Origin of the sequence: Streptomyces sp. NPDC050674 (assembly GCF_040654575.1) — a bacterium.
Lineage (GTDB): Bacteria > Actinomycetota > Actinomycetes > Streptomycetales > Streptomycetaceae > Streptomyces.
The window spans coordinates 26,373-42,100 of sequence record NZ_JBFAIG010000014.1; the positions used below are offsets into that span (position 1 = coordinate 26,373).

15 protein-coding genes are annotated in these 15,728 nt (G+C 71.8%); 8 read left to right on the plus strand and 7 right to left on the minus strand.

From position 1 onward, the window contains the following. Positions 1-86 precede the first annotated feature (86 nt). On the plus strand, positions 87-2,138 hold the full coding sequence (locus AB0I06_RS22915) for an MFS transporter (protein ID WP_363120696.1): 2,052 nt from the start codon (positions 87-89) through the stop codon (positions 2,136-2,138). A gap of 2 nt (positions 2,139-2,140) precedes the next feature. Here the strand turns inward: AB0I06_RS22915 and AB0I06_RS22920 are convergent, their stop codons facing one another. After that, positions 2,141-2,632, minus strand: coding sequence for a GNAT family N-acetyltransferase (locus tag AB0I06_RS22920; protein WP_363120697.1), 492 nt, complete (start codon positions 2,630-2,632; stop codon positions 2,141-2,143). A gap of 170 nt (positions 2,633-2,802) precedes the next feature. On the opposite strand from AB0I06_RS22920, the gene AB0I06_RS22925 reads away from it, so the two are divergent. Then, positions 2,803-3,510, plus strand: coding sequence for a hypothetical protein (locus tag AB0I06_RS22925; RefSeq protein ID WP_363120698.1), 708 nt, complete (start codon positions 2,803-2,805; stop codon positions 3,508-3,510). A gap of 5 nt (positions 3,511-3,515) precedes the next feature. Continuing rightward, a complete protein-coding gene (locus tag AB0I06_RS22930) occupies positions 3,516-4,124 on the plus strand; it encodes a hypothetical protein (RefSeq protein ID WP_363120699.1) in 609 nt (202 codons plus the stop codon). A 19-nt stretch (positions 4,125-4,143) separates the two neighbouring features. Here AB0I06_RS22930 and AB0I06_RS22935 read toward each other — a convergent pair whose 3' ends face one another. Beyond that, positions 4,144-4,551 carry a DUF1992 domain-containing protein gene (locus AB0I06_RS22935; RefSeq protein ID WP_363120700.1) on the minus strand — a complete coding sequence of 136 codons (408 nt, stop codon included), beginning with the start codon at positions 4,549-4,551 and terminating at the stop codon, positions 4,144-4,146. A gap of 97 nt (positions 4,552-4,648) precedes the next feature. Between AB0I06_RS22935 and AB0I06_RS22940 the strand changes: the two genes are divergently transcribed. Further along, complete coding sequence (locus AB0I06_RS22940; RefSeq protein WP_363120701.1) at positions 4,649-5,041, plus strand: hypothetical protein; 393 nt, start codon at positions 4,649-4,651, stop codon at positions 5,039-5,041. A 79-nt stretch (positions 5,042-5,120) separates the two neighbouring features. Here AB0I06_RS22940 and AB0I06_RS22945 read toward each other — a convergent pair whose 3' ends face one another. Both AB0I06_RS22945 and proP read right to left on the minus strand, forming a co-directional pair. Continuing rightward, positions 5,121-5,792 (minus strand): O-methyltransferase, encoded by a 672-nt coding sequence (locus AB0I06_RS22945; RefSeq protein WP_363120702.1) that lies wholly within the window; start codon positions 5,790-5,792, stop codon positions 5,121-5,123. Positions 5,793-5,881: 89 nt separating this feature from the next. Beyond that, complete coding sequence (gene proP, locus AB0I06_RS22950) at positions 5,882-7,267, minus strand: glycine betaine/L-proline transporter ProP (protein WP_363120703.1); 1,386 nt, start codon at positions 7,265-7,267, stop codon at positions 5,882-5,884. A gap of 347 nt (positions 7,268-7,614) precedes the next feature. Here proP and AB0I06_RS22955 point away from each other — a divergent pair, with 347 nt between their 5' ends. Next, a complete protein-coding gene (locus AB0I06_RS22955) occupies positions 7,615-9,666 on the plus strand; it encodes a bifunctional glycosyltransferase 87/phosphatase PAP2 family protein (protein ID WP_363120704.1) in 2,052 nt (683 codons plus the stop codon). Here AB0I06_RS22955 and AB0I06_RS22960 read toward each other — a convergent pair. Together AB0I06_RS22960 and AB0I06_RS22965 are read right to left on the minus strand one after the other, a co-directional pair. Continuing rightward, positions 9,620-11,242 carry a hypothetical protein gene (locus tag AB0I06_RS22960; RefSeq protein WP_363120705.1) on the minus strand — a complete coding sequence of 541 codons (1,623 nt, stop codon included), beginning with the start codon at positions 11,240-11,242 and terminating at the stop codon, positions 9,620-9,622. The two genes, AB0I06_RS22955 and AB0I06_RS22960, sit on opposite strands and share 47 nt — an antisense overlap. Positions 11,243-11,274: 32 nt before the next feature. After that, positions 11,275-11,691: an ATP-binding protein gene (locus AB0I06_RS22965; protein WP_363120706.1), complete on the minus strand. Its 417-nt coding sequence runs from the start codon at positions 11,689-11,691 to the stop codon at positions 11,275-11,277. Between the two features lie 91 nt (positions 11,692-11,782). Here AB0I06_RS22965 and AB0I06_RS22970 point away from each other — a divergent pair, with 91 nt between their 5' ends. Together AB0I06_RS22970 and AB0I06_RS22975 are read left to right on the plus strand one after the other, a co-directional pair. After that, a complete protein-coding gene (locus tag AB0I06_RS22970) occupies positions 11,783-12,631 on the plus strand; it encodes a helix-turn-helix transcriptional regulator (protein WP_363120707.1) in 849 nt (282 codons plus the stop codon). Continuing rightward, positions 12,591-12,869 (plus strand): DUF397 domain-containing protein, encoded by a 279-nt coding sequence (locus AB0I06_RS22975; protein ID WP_363120708.1) that lies wholly within the window; start codon positions 12,591-12,593, stop codon positions 12,867-12,869. Before AB0I06_RS22970 ends, AB0I06_RS22975 begins: the two co-directional genes overlap by 41 nt. Here AB0I06_RS22975 and AB0I06_RS22980 read toward each other — a convergent pair. After that, positions 12,853-14,022, minus strand: coding sequence for a steroid 3-ketoacyl-CoA thiolase (locus AB0I06_RS22980; RefSeq protein WP_363120709.1), 1,170 nt, complete (start codon positions 14,020-14,022; stop codon positions 12,853-12,855). The genes AB0I06_RS22975 and AB0I06_RS22980 overlap by 17 nt on opposite strands. A gap of 218 nt (positions 14,023-14,240) precedes the next feature. On the opposite strand from AB0I06_RS22980, the gene AB0I06_RS22985 reads away from it, so the two are divergent. Continuing rightward, positions 14,241-15,476: a cytochrome P450 gene (locus AB0I06_RS22985; RefSeq protein ID WP_363120710.1), complete on the plus strand. Its 1,236-nt coding sequence runs from the start codon at positions 14,241-14,243 to the stop codon at positions 15,474-15,476. The last annotated feature ends 252 nt before the right edge of the window (positions 15,477-15,728 follow it).

The following is a 15,728-nucleotide window of genomic DNA, read 5'->3' on the forward strand; positions in this document are numbered from 1 at the left end:
GAACCACGGCTTCCAAAAGGGCCCGGCGGGCCATAACAGGTCACAGCGGTCACGATGGAAAATGTCACAGGAGCTCGGGAGGTCATATGGCCGGGGACGCGAACGCCGCCACACTGTCGCCCCAGAACGCCGCGGCTCGGGAGCGGGTGCCCGGGAACGTCATGGTCTCCATCGGTGCCCTGCTCCTCGGCATGCTGCTGGCCGCCCTGGACCAGACCATCGTGTCGACCGCGCTGCCCACCATCGTCAGCGATCTCGGTGGTCTTGATCACCTGTCCTGGGTGGTCACCGCGTATCTGCTGGCCGCGACCGCCGCCACCCCCCTGTGGGGCAAACTCGGCGACCAGTACGGGCGCAAGAGGCTGTTCCAGACCGCGATCGTGATCTTCCTGATCGGGTCCGCGCTGTGCGGCACGGCTCAGGACATGGGGCAGCTGATCGCGTTCCGGGCCCTTCAGGGACTCGGCGGCGGCGGGCTGATCGTGCTGTCGATGGCGATCGTCGGCGACTTGGTGCCTCCGCGTGAACGCGGCCGCTACCAGGGGCTGTTCGGTGCCGTCTTCGGCGCGACCAGTGTCCTCGGACCGCTGCTCGGCGGGCTGTTCACCCAGCACCTGAGCTGGCGCTGGGTGTTCTATGTCAACCTGCCGGTCGGCGTCGTCGCGCTCGCCGTGATCGCGGCCGTCCTGCACATCCCGCGCACGGCACGCCGGCACGTCATCGACTACCTCGGCACCTTCCTCATCGCCGCCGTCGCCACCTGCCTGGTGCTGGTCGCCTCGCTCGGCGGGACGACCTGGGCGTGGGGTTCCTGGCGGATCGCCGGCCTCGCGGTCCTGGGCGTCGCCCTCGCCGTCGCCTTCGTGGCCGTCGAGCGGCGGGCCGCCGAGCCCGTGCTGCCGCTGAAGCTGTTCCGGGTGCGCACCTTCACCCTGTCGGCCGTGATCAGCTTCGTCGTCGGGTTCGCGATGTTCGGCGCCATGACCTACCTGCCGACCTTCCTCCAGGTCGTGCAGGGCGTCAGCCCGACCATGTCCGGTGTGCACATGCTGCCGATGGTGCTGGGGCTGCTGCTGGCCTCGACCGCCTCCGGCCAGATCGTCAGCCGCACCGGGCGCTGGAAGGTGTTCCCGATCGCCGGCACCGGCATCACCACGCTCGGGCTGCTCCTGCTGCACCGGCTCGACGAGCACAGCTCCACCGCCGAGCTGAGCGGCTGCTTCTTCGTCTTCGGGCTGGGCCTCGGCCTGGTCATGCAGGTCCTCGTGCTCATCGTGCAGAACGCCGTCGGCTACGAGGACCTGGGCGTGGCCACCTCCGGTGCGACGTTCTTCCGCTCGATCGGCGCCTCGTTCGGAGTGGCCGTCTTCGGCACGGTCTTCGCGGGGCGGCTCGGCGACCGGCTCACGGACGCCTTCGCGGGCACGCGTCTGCCGGCCGGCGTCTCCGTGGACACGCTGGAGGCCGACCCGCGCGGCATCGCCGCCCTGCCGCCCGGCCTGCGCCCGCCGGCCCTGCACGCCTACGCCGTCTCCATCACGGACGTCTTCCTGTACGCCGCCCCGGTCGCGCTCCTCGGCTTCGTGCTGGCCTGGTTCCTCAAGGAGGACCGGCTGCGCGCCTCGGTCACCGCGCCCGACGTCACCGAGACCCTGGCCAGCAACCCCGTCGAGCGGTCCTCCCACGACGAGGTGTGCCGCGCGCTGTCGGTGCTGGGCACCCGCGCGGGGCGGCGCGAGATCTACCGGAGGATCACCGCCCGGGCGGGCTACGACCTGCTGCCCGCGACGAGCTGGCTGCTGCTGCGGATGCGGCGCTTCGGCTCGGTGGAGCCCGCCGTGCTCGCCGACACGATGCCGGTGCCCCTGACCGTCGTCATGGAGGCCGCGCGGCAGGCCGAGGAGCGCCGCCTCGCCGTGCGCCGGGGCGTCGACATGGTCCTGACCGAGCAGGGACGCGAGGTCGCCGGCCGGCTGGCCGCGGCCCGCGAGGAGTCGCTCGCCGAACTGCTCGGCGACTGGTGGGGACCGGACCGGCCGGCCGATCTGGCCGACCTGGTGCGGGAGATGAACGGCGAACTGTGCGGATCGCGCCGCGAGCGGCCGTACGCCGCGCGCGTCACGCGGGAGACGGCCTGAGGTCAGGCCAGGTCCTTGCTGAACCAATGGTCGGCGTAGGGGTCGTCGTTGTGCGGCGCGGTCTCCCGGTAACCGAGGCGGGCGTAGAGGCCGCGGGCCTCGACGAGATCGCGGCGGGTGTCGAGGATCATCCGCGTGGCCCCCAGGGCGCGGGCGGCGTCCTCGGCGGCCCCGACCAGGAGCGGGGCGCCGCCGCGGCCGCGCATCGACGCGTGCAGGAACACCCGGGTGAGCTCGGCGGTCGTGCCGTCCAGGAGCCGTACGCCCGCGCTTCCGGCCGGCTCACCGCCGTACCGGGCGATCAGCAACCGTCCCCGCGGCGGCGTGAGTTCGGCACCCGGCTGGGCGGCGATCTCCCGATCCAGCTCGGCCGGGTCGGTCCGGCGCCCCTCGTGGAGCAGGTACCAGCGGTCGCTGACCTCGGTGTAGTAGGCCCGCCAGAGAGCGGCGGCGACGGGGGAGTCGTACGGTTCCGGGGTCACGGTCCAGGTCATGAACCGCATGGTGCACAGGCGCCCCGGTGGACACGCAACGGAATAGTTCCGGCCACAACTGCGCGCCCCGGTTGCGCCCGGACGCCGTTTGGGGGCGGGCTTTGGGGCAACCCGACGGGCGAACCGGCTCGCGAGGAGAGCCGGTTGGGCCGAGAACCCGGAAGGCATCCATGTCCACTGGCCTGATCATTGCTCTGATCGTGATCGCGGCGGTCGTCGTCATCATCGCGGCCGTCATGACCCTGCGCGCCCGCGGGCCCCGGCGTGGCCCGAACCTGAAGCGGCGCTTCGGACCCGAGTACGACCGGGCCGTCGCCCGGCACGACGGGGACACCAAAGCGGCCGAGCGCGAGCTGACCGAGCGCGTGCAGCGCCACGGCGACCTGCGCCTGCGGTCCCTTGAGCCGGCACAGCGCCAGCAGTACGAGGCGCGCTGGACGGCCGCTCAGGAGCGGTTCGTCGACTCGCCGCGCGAGGCTGTCGCCGAGGCGGACCGGCTGCTGGCCGAAGTCGCCGGTGTCCGGGGCTTCCCGGGCGGCGGACAGTACGAGGAACAGCTGGCCGCGCTGTCCGTGCACCACGCCCACCACGTGGACGGCTACCGGCGCGTGCACCGCGCCGCGCATCTGCGCGCGGAGGACGCCCGTGACGGCGGCCAGGGTACGGAAGACATGCGGGAGGCCATGGTGGCGGCCCGCGCCCTGTTCGAGGAGCTGGTGAAGCCGGCCCGCCACGACGGCGGCCACACCGCCGGACGTCACGAGGAGACCCGGCACGACGGGCACGAGCGTGCCGGGCTGAACGGCGGACGCAAGGCTCCGGCCCGCGGCGGACACATGCCGTGGGCGATGAACCGACGTCAGGCGAAGGAGAGTTGAGGCAGATGACCGACATGACCCGCCCGCCCGGCGACCACCCGCCGACCGGCCCGGACGCCCGCGGCGAGAGCACGCCGGGCACCGGCCGCGGCCCGACCGCACCCGGCATCTCCCGCACCCCGGAGACGGACCGCGACCTCACGACGCACGGCGGCGCGACGGACCGCGGTGTCACACACGACGCCGGTGCCGACCGCGGAACCACGCACGGCACCGACGCGGACCGCGCCGCGACGCACGGCACCGGTCGGCACGGCTCCGGCACACCCGGCGGTGACTCCTACGGCACCGGCCCCGACAAGGTGGGCGCCGCCAAGAACCGGGCCCACCTGCTCGCGGCCGACGATTCCGACAAGCTGGGCTCGCGGTTGCAGCACGCCGTCGCCGGGTTCGTCGACGGGCCCCGGGCCGCCGTCGAGGAGGCCGACCACGTGCTGGAGGAGATAGCGGCCCGCTTCACCGAGGCCGTGACCGAGCGCCGGCGCACGCTGCGCCACTCCTGGCAGTCCGTCGAGGGCGGCCAAGGCGGCTCCGCGTCGTCCGCCGACACCGAGCAGCTCCGGCTGGCCCTGAAGGACTATCGCGAGCTGGCCGAACGGCTGCTGCACGTGTGAGACGGGGTGACCGCTCCGGTCACCCCTGCGCCCGGCGCTCCCGCCACTGCCGTACGACGTCCTCGACGTCGTACGGCTTCTTTCCCAGCGGGGGGCCGGGCGGCGGCTTGAACATCATCTCGCGGACCTTGTCGTTGATCTCGCCGATGATCTTCCGCACGATCCGCTCCGAGGGGGCCGCGAGCGCGGCCTCGAGCGCGTCCTCCGCCTCCTTGCGCAGCGCCAGCGTCGGCGGGAGGACGGAGAAGCCCTCGCGCGCCATCTTCCGCTTCACCCACCACAGTTCGTCGTAGGTGCTCTCGACGTCACGGGGGAGCGGTTCGCCCGCTCCGGGCAGCCGGTCGAACTCCCCGCGCGCCTCCGCGTCACGGATCTGCCGGTCGACCCACGACTCGAAGTCGACGCCTGGTGGCTTTCGCTCGGTCATGAGGCCATTGTGCCGGACACCGCGCGGCCTGGCGTTCTATCATTCGGCGGGCCAAGTGCCTGGCAGCCCCGCCCAGGACGTCTCAGAAGGAGCGCACGTGCTCGAACTCACCATGGCCACCGTCGCGGAGGCGGAGGCGGGCGCCACGGCCGGGATGCTCATGGCCGAAGCGCCCAGCGAGCCGGGCGCGGTGCTGCGGGTGGGCCGCGACAGGTCGGTGTGCCGCCTGAGCAGGCCGGACGACTGGCTGTTCGTCTCCCGTGTCCACCTGGAGTTCCTGTGCGGGCCGGAGGGGACCTGGCAGGTCACCTGGCTGCGCGGCTCCCAGCCCGACCCGTCCTCCGAGGTGCGGCTGACGATGGGGGAGTACGTCCAGCCCCTGGCCTACGGCGGCACCGTCCCGCTGCCCAGGGGCGGCAGCGGCGAGATCATCGTCCAGGACCGCACGGCCCCGCGCAGCGTCAACGTGGGCTTCTATCACGAGGCGTGAGGACGGGCCCGCACGCGGCGTGACGGCAGGGCCTCATCCCCTGTGACGGCGGGGCCTGGCGCCGTGTGACGGCAGCGCCTCACGCCAGTACGCGTGCCAGGGCGAATCCGTCGTAGCCCTTCATGCCGACCGTCTGGATCGCGGTGCCGCTCAGCCTCGGATGGCCGGCGATCAGCTCGATCGCGCCGCGGGTGCCCGTCACGTCCGGCGCGGTGCTGTCGGCGTCGACGACCCGGCCGCCGCGTACGACGTTGTCGAGGACGATCAGGCTGCCCGTCCGGGTGAGGCGGACCGCCCACTCCACGTAGTGCGGGTTGTTGGCCTTGTCGGCGTCGATGAAGACCAGGTCGAACGGCGGCGGGTTCTCGTCGGCCAGCTTGGGCAGCGACTCCAGGGCCGGGCCCACCCGGACCTCGACGAGCTTGTCCAGGCCCGCGCGGGCGATGTTGCGCACGGCGACCTCGGCGTGCCGGGGGTCGTACTCCAGGGAGACCAGGCGCCCGTCGGCGGGCAGGGCGCGGCCCAGCCAGATGGTGCTGTAGCCGCCGAGTGTGCCGATCTCCAGGATGTGCCGGGCGCCCTGGATCTGGGCGAGGAGCTGGAGCAGCTTGCCCTGGTTCGCGGCGACGTTGATGTGCGGAAGCCCGGCGGCGTCGCTGTCCCGCAGGGCGGCCGCCAGGGCTTCGTCGTCCGGGGCGAGGTGGGCGGTGAAGTAGGCGTCGACCTCGTCCCAGACGTGCGACTCGCTCATGCGCCTCTACCTTTCGTCAGCATAGTTAGCATCCCTAACTACTGGCGCTGACGAACATAGTTGGTGCGCGGGTCGCTGTCAGCGGGATTTCACTCGGCGTGTCGGCCCGCCACCGAGGGCGCCGAGCCGGGCAGCGGACGCCCCGCCGACTCCGCCATGCGCCACACCGCGAAACCGCCGATCACGGCCGCGGCCATCATGTAGTACGCGGGCATCATCATGTTCCCGGTCGCGCCGATCAGAGCCGTGACCACCAACGGGGTCGTGCCGCCGAACAGGGACACGGAGACGTTGAAGCCGATCGACAGCGAGCCGTAGCGGACCTTCGTCGGGAACAGCGCCGGCAGTGCGGAGGGCATCGCCGACGTGAAGCAGACCAGCAGCAGGCCGAGAGCGCCCATGCCGAGCGCGACGGCGAGCAGGCTGCCCTGGCGGATCAGCAGCAGGGCCGGGACGGACAGCAGCAGGAAGCCCGCGCAGCCGGCGGCGATCACCGGGCGGCGGCCGACGCGGTCGGTCAGCGCACCGGCGAACGGCTGGACGACCATCATCACGGCCATCACGCCGAGCACCACCAGCAGACCGTGCGTCTCGTCGTAGTGGAGCTGACCGGTCAGGTAGCTCGGCATGTACGACAGCAGCATGTAGTCGGTGACGTTGAAGACCAGCACCAGGCCGACGCAGAGGAGCAGCGCGCGCCACTGGCCGGTGACCATCTCGCGCAGCGGCGTCTTCGGGCGGTTGTTCTCGGCCTTCTCCGCCTCCGCCGCGAACGCCGGGGTCTCCTCCAGGCGCAGCCGCAGGTAGAGGCCGATGAGGCCCATCGGGCCCGCGACCAGGAACGGGATGCGCCAGCCCCAGGAGGTCAGGTCGTCGGCGGAGAGCAGGGTGGTCATGATCGTGACCAGGCCCGCGCCGCCGATGTAACCGGCGAGCGTGCCGAACTCCAGCCAGCTGCCGAGGAAGCCGCGCCGCTTGTCGGGGGAGTACTCGGCGATGAACGTGGAGGCGCCCGCGTACTCGCCGCCGGTGGAGAAGCCCTGCACCAGCCGGGCCACCAGGAGCAGGATCGGCGCGCCGACACCGATCGTCGCGTACGACGGGATCAGGCCGATCGCGAAGGTGCCCGCCGCCATCATGATCATGGTGAGGGCGAGGACCTTCTGGCGGCCGACGCGGTCGCCGAGCGGGCCGAAGACCATGCCGCCGAGGGGGCGGACCAGGAAGGCCGCGGCGAAGGCGCCGAAGGTGGACAGCAGCTGGGCGGTGGGGTTGCCGGAGGGGAAGAAGACCTTGCCCAGGGTGACCGCGATGTAGCTGTAGACGCCGAAGTCGAACCATTCCATCGCGTTGCCGAGCGCGGCCGCCTTCACGGCGCGCTTGACCAGCGCGGGGTCGGTGACGGTGGGATCGGGGCTCTTCGCGGTGCGGCTCTTGCCGAGGGACGCGGGGGCGACGACTGAGGCAGTCGACAAGACTCGCTCGCCTACCTTTCGACGGGGACAGGGACGCGGTCCCGCGCGGCGGCGCTGTCGTACGGGCCGAAAAAGCGACGATAGGCGGATTTGCTCCGCTCACGTGCGGTATGCCGTTCGTTGCACGCTGCACGTAAACCGTGGCTGTGCTGGTGCTTCTGCCCCGGCCAGGCGGTTCCCCGCCGATCTTCATGTGATCCTTCTCGCTTCCGCACGAGGTGACGGTGCGGTGAATCCACCGTTGCCGCGCCTTCTTCCCCGAGGGCGCGCACTCCCCATAGGGTGCGCAGGAGGAATTCCCACATTCGAGACATATGGGATGAACTGGTGTGGGAGGCCGACAAGGCGTGGCGAATGCGGATCACAGCGGACCACCGGCGAAGGACCTCGGAGCGACGGCCGCCGGTGACGCCCGCACGCGCCTGCGCGTCACCCGCCTGGGCCTGTGGCTGATCGCCGCCCTCCTCGCCGCCCGGCAGCCGGCCCTCGTCCTCGCCACCCCGCGCGGTGAGCGGCTGACGGACCTGGAGACCTGGGTCGGCCCGAACGGCGTGCTGCACGTCAACGGCTCGCTCTACGACTCCACCCGCTTCACGGGCACCCCCTTCGGTGGCCTCGTCCTCAAGCCCCTCACCCGTTCGGCCGAGCAGGCCCTCGGCTGGGGCTGGACGTTCGGCACCCTGCTGCTCGTCGTCGCCCTCGGCCTGATCGCCGCCCGCGCCCTGCCCCGGCCGGTCAGCCGCCGCACCGCCCTGTTGGCCGCCCCCGTCGCCATCAGCCTGCTCATGCTGTCCCTGCCCGTCCGCACCACCCTGTGGCTCGGCCAGACCAGCATCATCCCGGTCCTGCTCGTCCTGCTCGGCTGCTTCGTCGCGCACGGCCAGCGCGCCAGCGGCCTGCTCATCGGCCTCGCAGCGGCGCTCCAGCCCACCCTGCTGCTGTTCGCGCCCCTGCTGTGGTGCACCGGCCGCAGGCGGGCCGCGCTCGGCACCGGCGTCACCTTCACCGTCTGCACCGGCCTGGCCTGGGCGGCGATGCCGCACGACTCCTCCCGCTACTGGGTCCACCACATGGCGGGCGTCGGCCTCGGCGGCCCCGCCGACGACCTCGCCAACCAGTCCCTGCACGGTGCCCTGCTCCGGCTCGGCCTGCACGGCCCCCCGGAGGTCGCCCTCTTCCTGGTGCTCGGCGCGGCCGTCGCCGTCCTGGCCCTGCGCCGGGCCGTGCGCTGCTTCCGCGACGGCCGGCTGCTGCTCGCCGTCGCGATCACCGGCTGCGCCGCGCTCGTCGTCTCGCCCACGGCCTGGCAGCACCAGCTGCTGTGGCTGCTGCTCGCGGTGGTCGGCCGGGTCGGCAGACGCGCCTCGAACCGGTACGTGTGGCCGGTCACCGTCGTCCTGGTCATGACCCTCCCGGCCACCATGCTGCTGCCGGACATGGACGCCCTGCGCCCACTGCGCGACAACGCCGTCCTGCTGACCGCACTCGCCGCCGCCACGGCCGTGCCGTTCCTGCCCCGCACCTCGCCGTACCACCGCTCGCCGCTGCCGGTCGCGTACGCCCCCGCCGTCCCGTCCCGCTTCCGGCACGTGCCGCTGATGCCGTTCCTGCGCCGGGTCCTCACCCGGCCCAGCCTGCTCCTGGAACTGCTCCTCCTCCGCGTCACCTACGCCGCCTACTCCGAGGTCCGCCTCGCCGCCACCGGCGGCAGCAACTCGGCCGGGCGCGCCGAGGCCGAGGAGCACGGCGCGCAGATTCACGGCCTGGAGCGCGCCCTGCGCCTCGACGTCGAGCACTGGGTCAACCACACCGTCGCCAGGATCGACTGGCTACGGGAATTCCTCGACCACTACTACACGTCGTTCCACTTCATCGTGCCGCTCACCGTCCTCGCGGTCCTCTACCTGCGCCGCCCCGGCGACTACCGCTGGGCGCGCTCCGCCCTCGGCTTCGCCACCCTGCTGGCCCTGGCCGGTTTCTGGCTGTACCCCCTCGCCCCGCCCCGCCTGATGCCGGGGCTCGGCTTCATCGACACCGTGCACGGCCCCCAGGACTTCTCCCGGCCCGACTACGGCACGCTCACGCACCTGACCAACCAGTACGCGGCCATGCCGTCCCTGCACTTCGGCTGGGCGCTGTGGTGCGGCATCGTGATCGCCGTCCTGGCGCGGCGGTGGTGGATGAAGGCGCTCGGCCTGCTGCATCCGCTGTTCACGGCCTCCTCGATCGTCGCGACGGCCAACCACTGGGTGCTCGACGCGGCCGGGGGAGCGGTGGTGGTCGCCGCCGGCTTCGGCCTCACGTACCTCCTCCAGGGCCCGCGGGCGCGCACCGTCACGGCGGCCGGCGAGCTCAGCAGCGAGACTGCGGATCGGCGGAAGGACCGTACTCCGAGCTGATCCGGTACTCCCCGGCGGCGAGCACGCCGAGCCGGGTGAACTCGCCGTCGCGGCTGAGGCAGCCACCGTCGCTGCGCAGCCACGGCGAGTAGGCGACCCGTACGGTCACCTGGCCGGGCCGCGGCACCCGCAGCACCAGTTCGTCGGGGGACGCGCGGACGACCGAGCCGGGCGAGGAGACGAGCGGGACGGCGTCGCGAACCCGGAACACCGTCCAGTGCGCGTCCCGCCAGACCGGCTCCAGCCAGTCGGGACGCCGCTCGCGGAGCAGCCGGGCCTCCTGCCGCGCGTAGCCGTCGGGGCTCGCCTCCGGCAGGGCGACGAAGCCGACCGCCCAGCGGTCCAGCCAGGCACGGTAGGCGGCGGCGGAGAAGGTGCCGTCGTAGAACAGACGGCCGCGCTCCACGTCGAGTTGACGGTTCCAGCCGCGGGCCAGACTCAGGTGCGGGCCGAGCCCGGAGGCCTCGCGGTGATCGCGCGCCGGGACGACCTCGACGCGGGCGCGGTCGGCGCCGAGCCGGTCCAGCGCCCGCAGCACGCCTCGCGTGTCGGAGGCCCAGGCCGGCACGCCGGTCGACGCCCTCAGATCGTCGGCCGTCTTCTGGCCGACCCAGATCACCGAGCACACGAGCGCGGCGACGAGCAGGACGCGCCGCGCCCGGGCCAGACGGGGCAGGGACAGCAGCGCCGCCAGGAGCACGGCCGGGGCGAACAGCTCGGCGAACCGCTCGACGTCCGTGCCGACCGGGGAGGGGAGGAAGTACACCAGGAGCGTCCCGGCCGCGTACACCGCCGCGCTCCGGCGGGCCGTCCGCCAGCGGGACGGGGCCAGTACGGCGACGGCCGCAGCGAGGACGACGGGCGGCCAGACGTGCGACTCCGGCATCGGCTGCTCGCCGGTGAACGGGAAGAGGAGAGCGGTCAGACCGACCACGACGACGGGCGGCACCAGCAGGGCCCCGGCCCGGGCCACCTCCCGCGCGTGCAGGAAGCCCACCCCCACGACGGCGAGGAACAGCCCGGCGACCGGCGAGGCCATGGTGGCCAGGGTGGCGTAGGCGGCGGCGAGCAGGATGCGCTTGTGACGGATGAGCGGCACGCACGCGGCCAGCCCGAGGGCGACGCCGAGCGCGAACGCCGTCCGCCCCGAGGCGACGTTGCACCACAGTGCGAGGGAGGCGAGCAGGGCCGGGCCGAGGGGCCGGGGCGTCCCGGTACGCCTGATCAGCACGGCGGCGAGCCAGGAGGCGGCGATCCCGGACAGCACGGTGACCGTGCGGACGCCCAGGGCGGCCGTCAGGTACGGCGCCACCAGGCTGTAGTGGGCGGTGTGCGTGCCGCCGTACCAGGACAGGTTGTACGCGGACCCGCCGTGCTCCGAGACGAACCCGGCCCAGGCGTACTGAGCGGCCAGGTCACCCCCGCCGGTGGCGAGGAACAGCCACCAGACCGCGTACAGCGGGACCATCGGGAGCGTGGCGAGGAGCGGGACGCGGTGGCGTTCGTAGAGGGAGCGGACGGGGTGCTCGCGCGGGGGCGTAGCCGTCCCGGGCGGGGTGAGTTGGGCTGAGACCACGGTCTCCTAGACGTGGAAAGGGGCGCGGGCGTTCATTGCCCGCGGCAGGAGACGGAGTCGGTCTCGCACTCGAACCACACGGTCTTCCCGCCCCCGGACCACAGCGACACGCCCCACTTGTCGGCCATCGCGTCGAGCAGGAGCAGCCCCCGGCCGTTCTCGGCGTCCGTGGCCGGCGGATGCGGTGTGCGCGGCAGTTCGTCACTGCCGTCCGTGACCTCCACCCGTACGCCGGTGCGCTGTCGCAGCAACAGCAGCGCGCAGCGGCGGTCCGGGACGTGCCGCACGACGTTGGCGAGCAGCTCCGTCACGCCCAGCTCCACGGCGTCCGACAGCTCGGGCATGCGCCACTCTTCGAGGAAGGAGCGGACGATACGGCGGATGTGCCGGGGGGCGTGCGAGCCGACGGTGAGGCGCATCGTGTACCGGGCGGGAATGTATTCGTTCACGGTACGAGGCTGACGTGCGGTGACTACCCTCGGCTACGGAACGGATACAACCCGTCCTGTGGTGGACGGAGTTGCGTGAGAGGGGCTCTGCGTGACCAACATCAACGCCCTTGACCCGGGCGCCTCCCCGCTCGACTACTACGGCTATGAGCTACGCCGTCACCGGGAGGCGGCCGGGCTGACCCTGAAGCAGCTCGGGGGAATCCTCAACTACACCGGCTCCCTGGTGGGCCAGATCGAGACGGCCCGCAAGGTTCCGACGCCGGAGTTCAGTGAGCGGGCGGATGCGGCGCTGGGGACGGACGGCTTGTTCTCGCGGCTGGTCGAACTGGTGCTGCGGAGTCGGCTTCCGGCCTGGTTCCAGCAGGTGGCCGAACTGGAGATGCGGGCCACGGAGATCTGTTCCTTCCAGACCCACATGGTCCTCGGGCTGCTCCAGACGCAGGGGTACGCGCGGGCCGTGCTCGGCGCGTTGGACCAGAGCGACCTCGAAGACCGCACGGCGGTGCGTTTGGCTCGCCAGCGGGTCTTCGAGAAGGGGGAGCCGCCGGTCTTCTGGGCGGTCCTCAGTGAAGCCGCACTGCACCTGGAGATCGGTGGGCCGGAGGTGATGCGGGAGCAACTCGCCCACTTGTTGTCCTTCGAGAGCAACCCTCGGATCAACGTTCAGGTGCTGCCGCTTTCGGTGGGAGCGCACGCGGGACTGACAGGCTCATTCGACCTCTACCACTTTGCCGGCGACCCGACCATCGTCTATACGGAGAGCTACGGCAGCGGGCATCCGACTGCGAACCTGAACACCGTAAAGGACTGCTCGCTCCGTTACGATCATCTTCAGGCCGCCGCGCTCTCCCTCAGGGATTCGGCGGAGTTGATCCGGCGAGTGATGGAGGAACGCTATGGCGCGCATCGCGATTCCGGCGGGGACTCAGTGGCGTAGGTCCAGCTACAGCAGCGATCAAGGCGGCGAATGCGTCGAATGCGCGCCGATCGGAGCCCTGGCCTGGCGTAAGTCGTCCTACAGCAGTGACCAAGGCGGCCAGTGCCTCGAAGTCGCCGAAACCCCGGAGGCCGCTGTCGCCATACGCGACAGCAAGACCCCGGCGGGACCGATGCTCACCCTCGATCCCGCCGCCTTCGCCACCTTCGTCAACTGGGCGTCTACAACCGCTGAATGATCGTGCCGGTGGCCAAACCGCCACCCGCGCACATCGTGATCAGCGCGAACTCCCTGTCCGCGCGCTCCAGTTCGTGAAGCGCCGTCGTGATGAGCCGGGCCCCGGTCGCTCCCACCGGGTGCCCGAGCGCGATGGCGCCGCCGTTGACGTTCACCTTCTCCAGGTCCTGGTCGAAGACCCGCGCCCAGCTCAGCACCACGGACGCGAACGCCTCGTTGATCTCCACGAGGTCGATGTCCTTCAACGACATCCCGGCCTTGCCCAGCACGGCGTTCGTCGCGTCGACCGGGCCGTCGAGGTGGAAGTGCGGGTCGGAACCGACCAGCGCCTGGGCCACGATCCGGGCCCGGGGGCGCAGTTTCAGCGCCCGGGTCATCCGCTTCGACGCCCACATGATCGCCGCCGCCCCGTCGGAGATCTGCGACGAGTTGCCCGCCGTGTGCACCGCCGTCGGCATGATCGGCTTCAGGGCGGCCAGCGCCTCCGCCGTCGTGTCGCGCAGCCCCTCGTCCTTGTCGACCAGGCGCCACATGCCCTGCCCGGCGTGCTGCTCCTCCTCGGTCGTGGGGACCTGGACCGCGAACGTCTCCCGTTTGAAACGCTCCTCCGCCCAGGCGTGGGCGGCCCGTTCCTGCGAGACGAGGCCCAGCGCGTCGACGTCCTCACGGGTCAGACCACGATGCCGGGCGATCCTCTCGGCCGCCTCGAACTGGTTCGGCAGGTCCACGTTCCACTCGTCGGGGAAGGGCTTGCCCGGCCCGTGCTTGGAGCCCGACCCCAGCGGCACCCGCGACATCGATTCCACGCCGCACGAGATGCCGACGTCGATCACGCCGGCGGTGACCATGTTGGCCACCATGTGCGAGGCCTGCTGGGAGGAGCCGCACTGCGCGTCGACGGTCGTCGCGGCCGTCTCGTACGGCAGTCCCATGGTCAGCCAGGCCGTGCGCGCGGGGTTCATGGACTGCTCCCCGGCGTGCGTGACCGTACCGCCGACGATCTGCTCGACGCAGTCGGCGGGAATGCCGGTGCGGCCGAGGAGCTCGCGGTAGGTCTCGCCCAGGAGGTAGGCGGGGTGCAGCGGGGCGAGCGCGCCGCCGCGCTTGCCGATGGGAGTGCGTACGGCTTCGACGATCACAGGTTCGGCAGCCATGGGTGCGGGTCCTCTCCGGGAGGCTCAGCGGAACTAGTACGCGTTCTAGTTCTGCAAGCAGTGTGCTGAGGGCCGCTCGGTGACTGCAAGGGTCGTGCGGGCAATTGGCGGGCCCGTGCCCCTTGCCACTTGTAGAACCCGTTACTACCGTCACCGCAACTCCGCACAGCTGATGGGCCGTCAGACCGATGAGTCGGTACGAGTGGTGGGAGCCGCCCATGCCCTGTCCCGCGCTGCCCGAGGGGTTCGACTTCACCGACCCCGACCTGCTGCACCACCGCGTGCCCCTGCCGGAGTTCGCCGAGCTGCGCCGGGCCGAACCGGTCTGCTGGGTGCCGCAGCCGGCCGGTCTCGCCGGCTTCCAGGACGAGGGCTACTGGGCGGTCACCCGGCACGCCGACGTCAAGTACGTCTCCACGCACCCCGAGTTGTTCTCGTCGTACCTCAACACGGCGATCATCCGCTTCAACGAGCAGATCGAACGCGACGCCATCGACGCGCAGCGGCTGATCCTGCTGAACATGGACCCGCCGGAGCACACCCGCGTCCGGCAGATCGTGCAGCGCGGGTTCACGCCGCGGGCGATCCGCGCCCTGGAGGAGCGCCTGCGCGACCGGGCCCACGCCATCGTCGCCTCCGCCCGCGCGCGCACCGGGCCGTTCGACTTCGTCACCCAGGTCGCCTGCGAACTGCCTCTCCAGGCGATCGCCGAGCTGATGGGCGTCCCCCAGGAGGACCGCGACAAGATCTTCGACTGGTCCAACAAGATGATCGCGTACGACGACCCCGAGTACGCCATCACCGCGGAGATCGGCGCCGAGTCCGCCACGGAGATCATCGCCTACGCGATGAACATGGCCGCCGACCGCAAGCGGTGCCCGGCCCACGACATCGTCACCCAGCTCGTCGCCGCGGAGGACGAGGGCAACCTCGGCTCCGACGAGTTCGGCTTCTTCGTGCTGATGCTGGCCGTCGCGGGCAACGAGACCACCCGCAACGCCATCACCCACGGCATGCACGCCTTCCTCACCCACCCCGGCCAGTGGGAGCTGTACAAGAGCGACCGCCCGCGGACGGCGGCCGAGGAGATCGTGCGCTGGGCCACCCCGGTCGCCGCCTTCCAGCGCACGGCCACCCAGGACACCGAACTCGGCGGCAAGCGCATCCGCGCGGGCGACCGGCTCGGCTTGTTCTACGCCTCGGCCAACCACGACCCCGAGGTCTTCGACGACCCGGACACCTTCGACATCACCCGCGACCCCAACCCGCACCTCGGTTTCGGCGGCGGCGGTCCCCACTACTGCCTGGGCAAGTCCCTCGCCGTGCTGGAGATCAACCTCATCTTCGACGCCATCGCCGACGCCATGCCCGGACTGCGGCTGGCCGGGGATCCGCGCCGGCTGCGGTCCGCGTGGATCAACGGGGTGAAGGAACTGCCGGTGAGCACCGGCTGACAGGCCCCATGGGCATGGCGAAGGCGACGGCCCCGGGGATCAGGGGGCCGCCGCCTTCGGTCTGTGGGGTGGGCCTGCTCAGTGCCAGTGGTTGGCCTGCCGGAAGTCCCGGGCGCCGCACGCGCCGCCGTAGCGCTCGCCGTCGTCCACGCGTCCACGGAAACAGCCGCACCGGACGCGTGCAACGACCCCTTGTACTACGCATGGCCGCATGCGCCGGGAGGGCCGGAGCCGTGACCGGGCCTTGTCCCT

Coding starts and splice junctions, on each gene's coding strand:
- AB0I06_RS22925 (WP_363120698.1), top strand. CDS start 2,803: ATGTCCACTGGCCTGATCATTGCTCTGATCGTGATCGCGGCGGTCGTC.
- AB0I06_RS22975 (WP_363120708.1), top strand. CDS start 12,591: ATGGCGCGCATCGCGATTCCGGCGGGGACTCAGTGGCGTAGGTCCAGC.
- AB0I06_RS22985 (WP_363120710.1), top strand. CDS start 14,241: ATGCCCTGTCCCGCGCTGCCCGAGGGGTTCGACTTCACCGACCCCGAC.
- AB0I06_RS22935 (WP_363120700.1), bottom strand. CDS start 4,551: ATGACCGAGCGAAAGCCACCAGGCGTCGACTTCGAGTCGTGGGTCGAC.
- AB0I06_RS22930 (WP_363120699.1), top strand. CDS start 3,516: ATGACCGACATGACCCGCCCGCCCGGCGACCACCCGCCGACCGGCCCG.
- AB0I06_RS22920 (WP_363120697.1), bottom strand. CDS start 2,632: ATGACCTGGACCGTGACCCCGGAACCGTACGACTCCCCCGTCGCCGCC.
- AB0I06_RS22915 (WP_363120696.1), top strand. CDS start 87: ATGGCCGGGGACGCGAACGCCGCCACACTGTCGCCCCAGAACGCCGCG.
- AB0I06_RS22945 (WP_363120702.1), bottom strand. CDS start 5,792: ATGAGCGAGTCGCACGTCTGGGACGAGGTCGACGCCTACTTCACCGCC.
- AB0I06_RS22980 (WP_363120709.1), bottom strand. CDS start 14,022: ATGGCTGCCGAACCTGTGATCGTCGAAGCCGTACGCACTCCCATCGGC.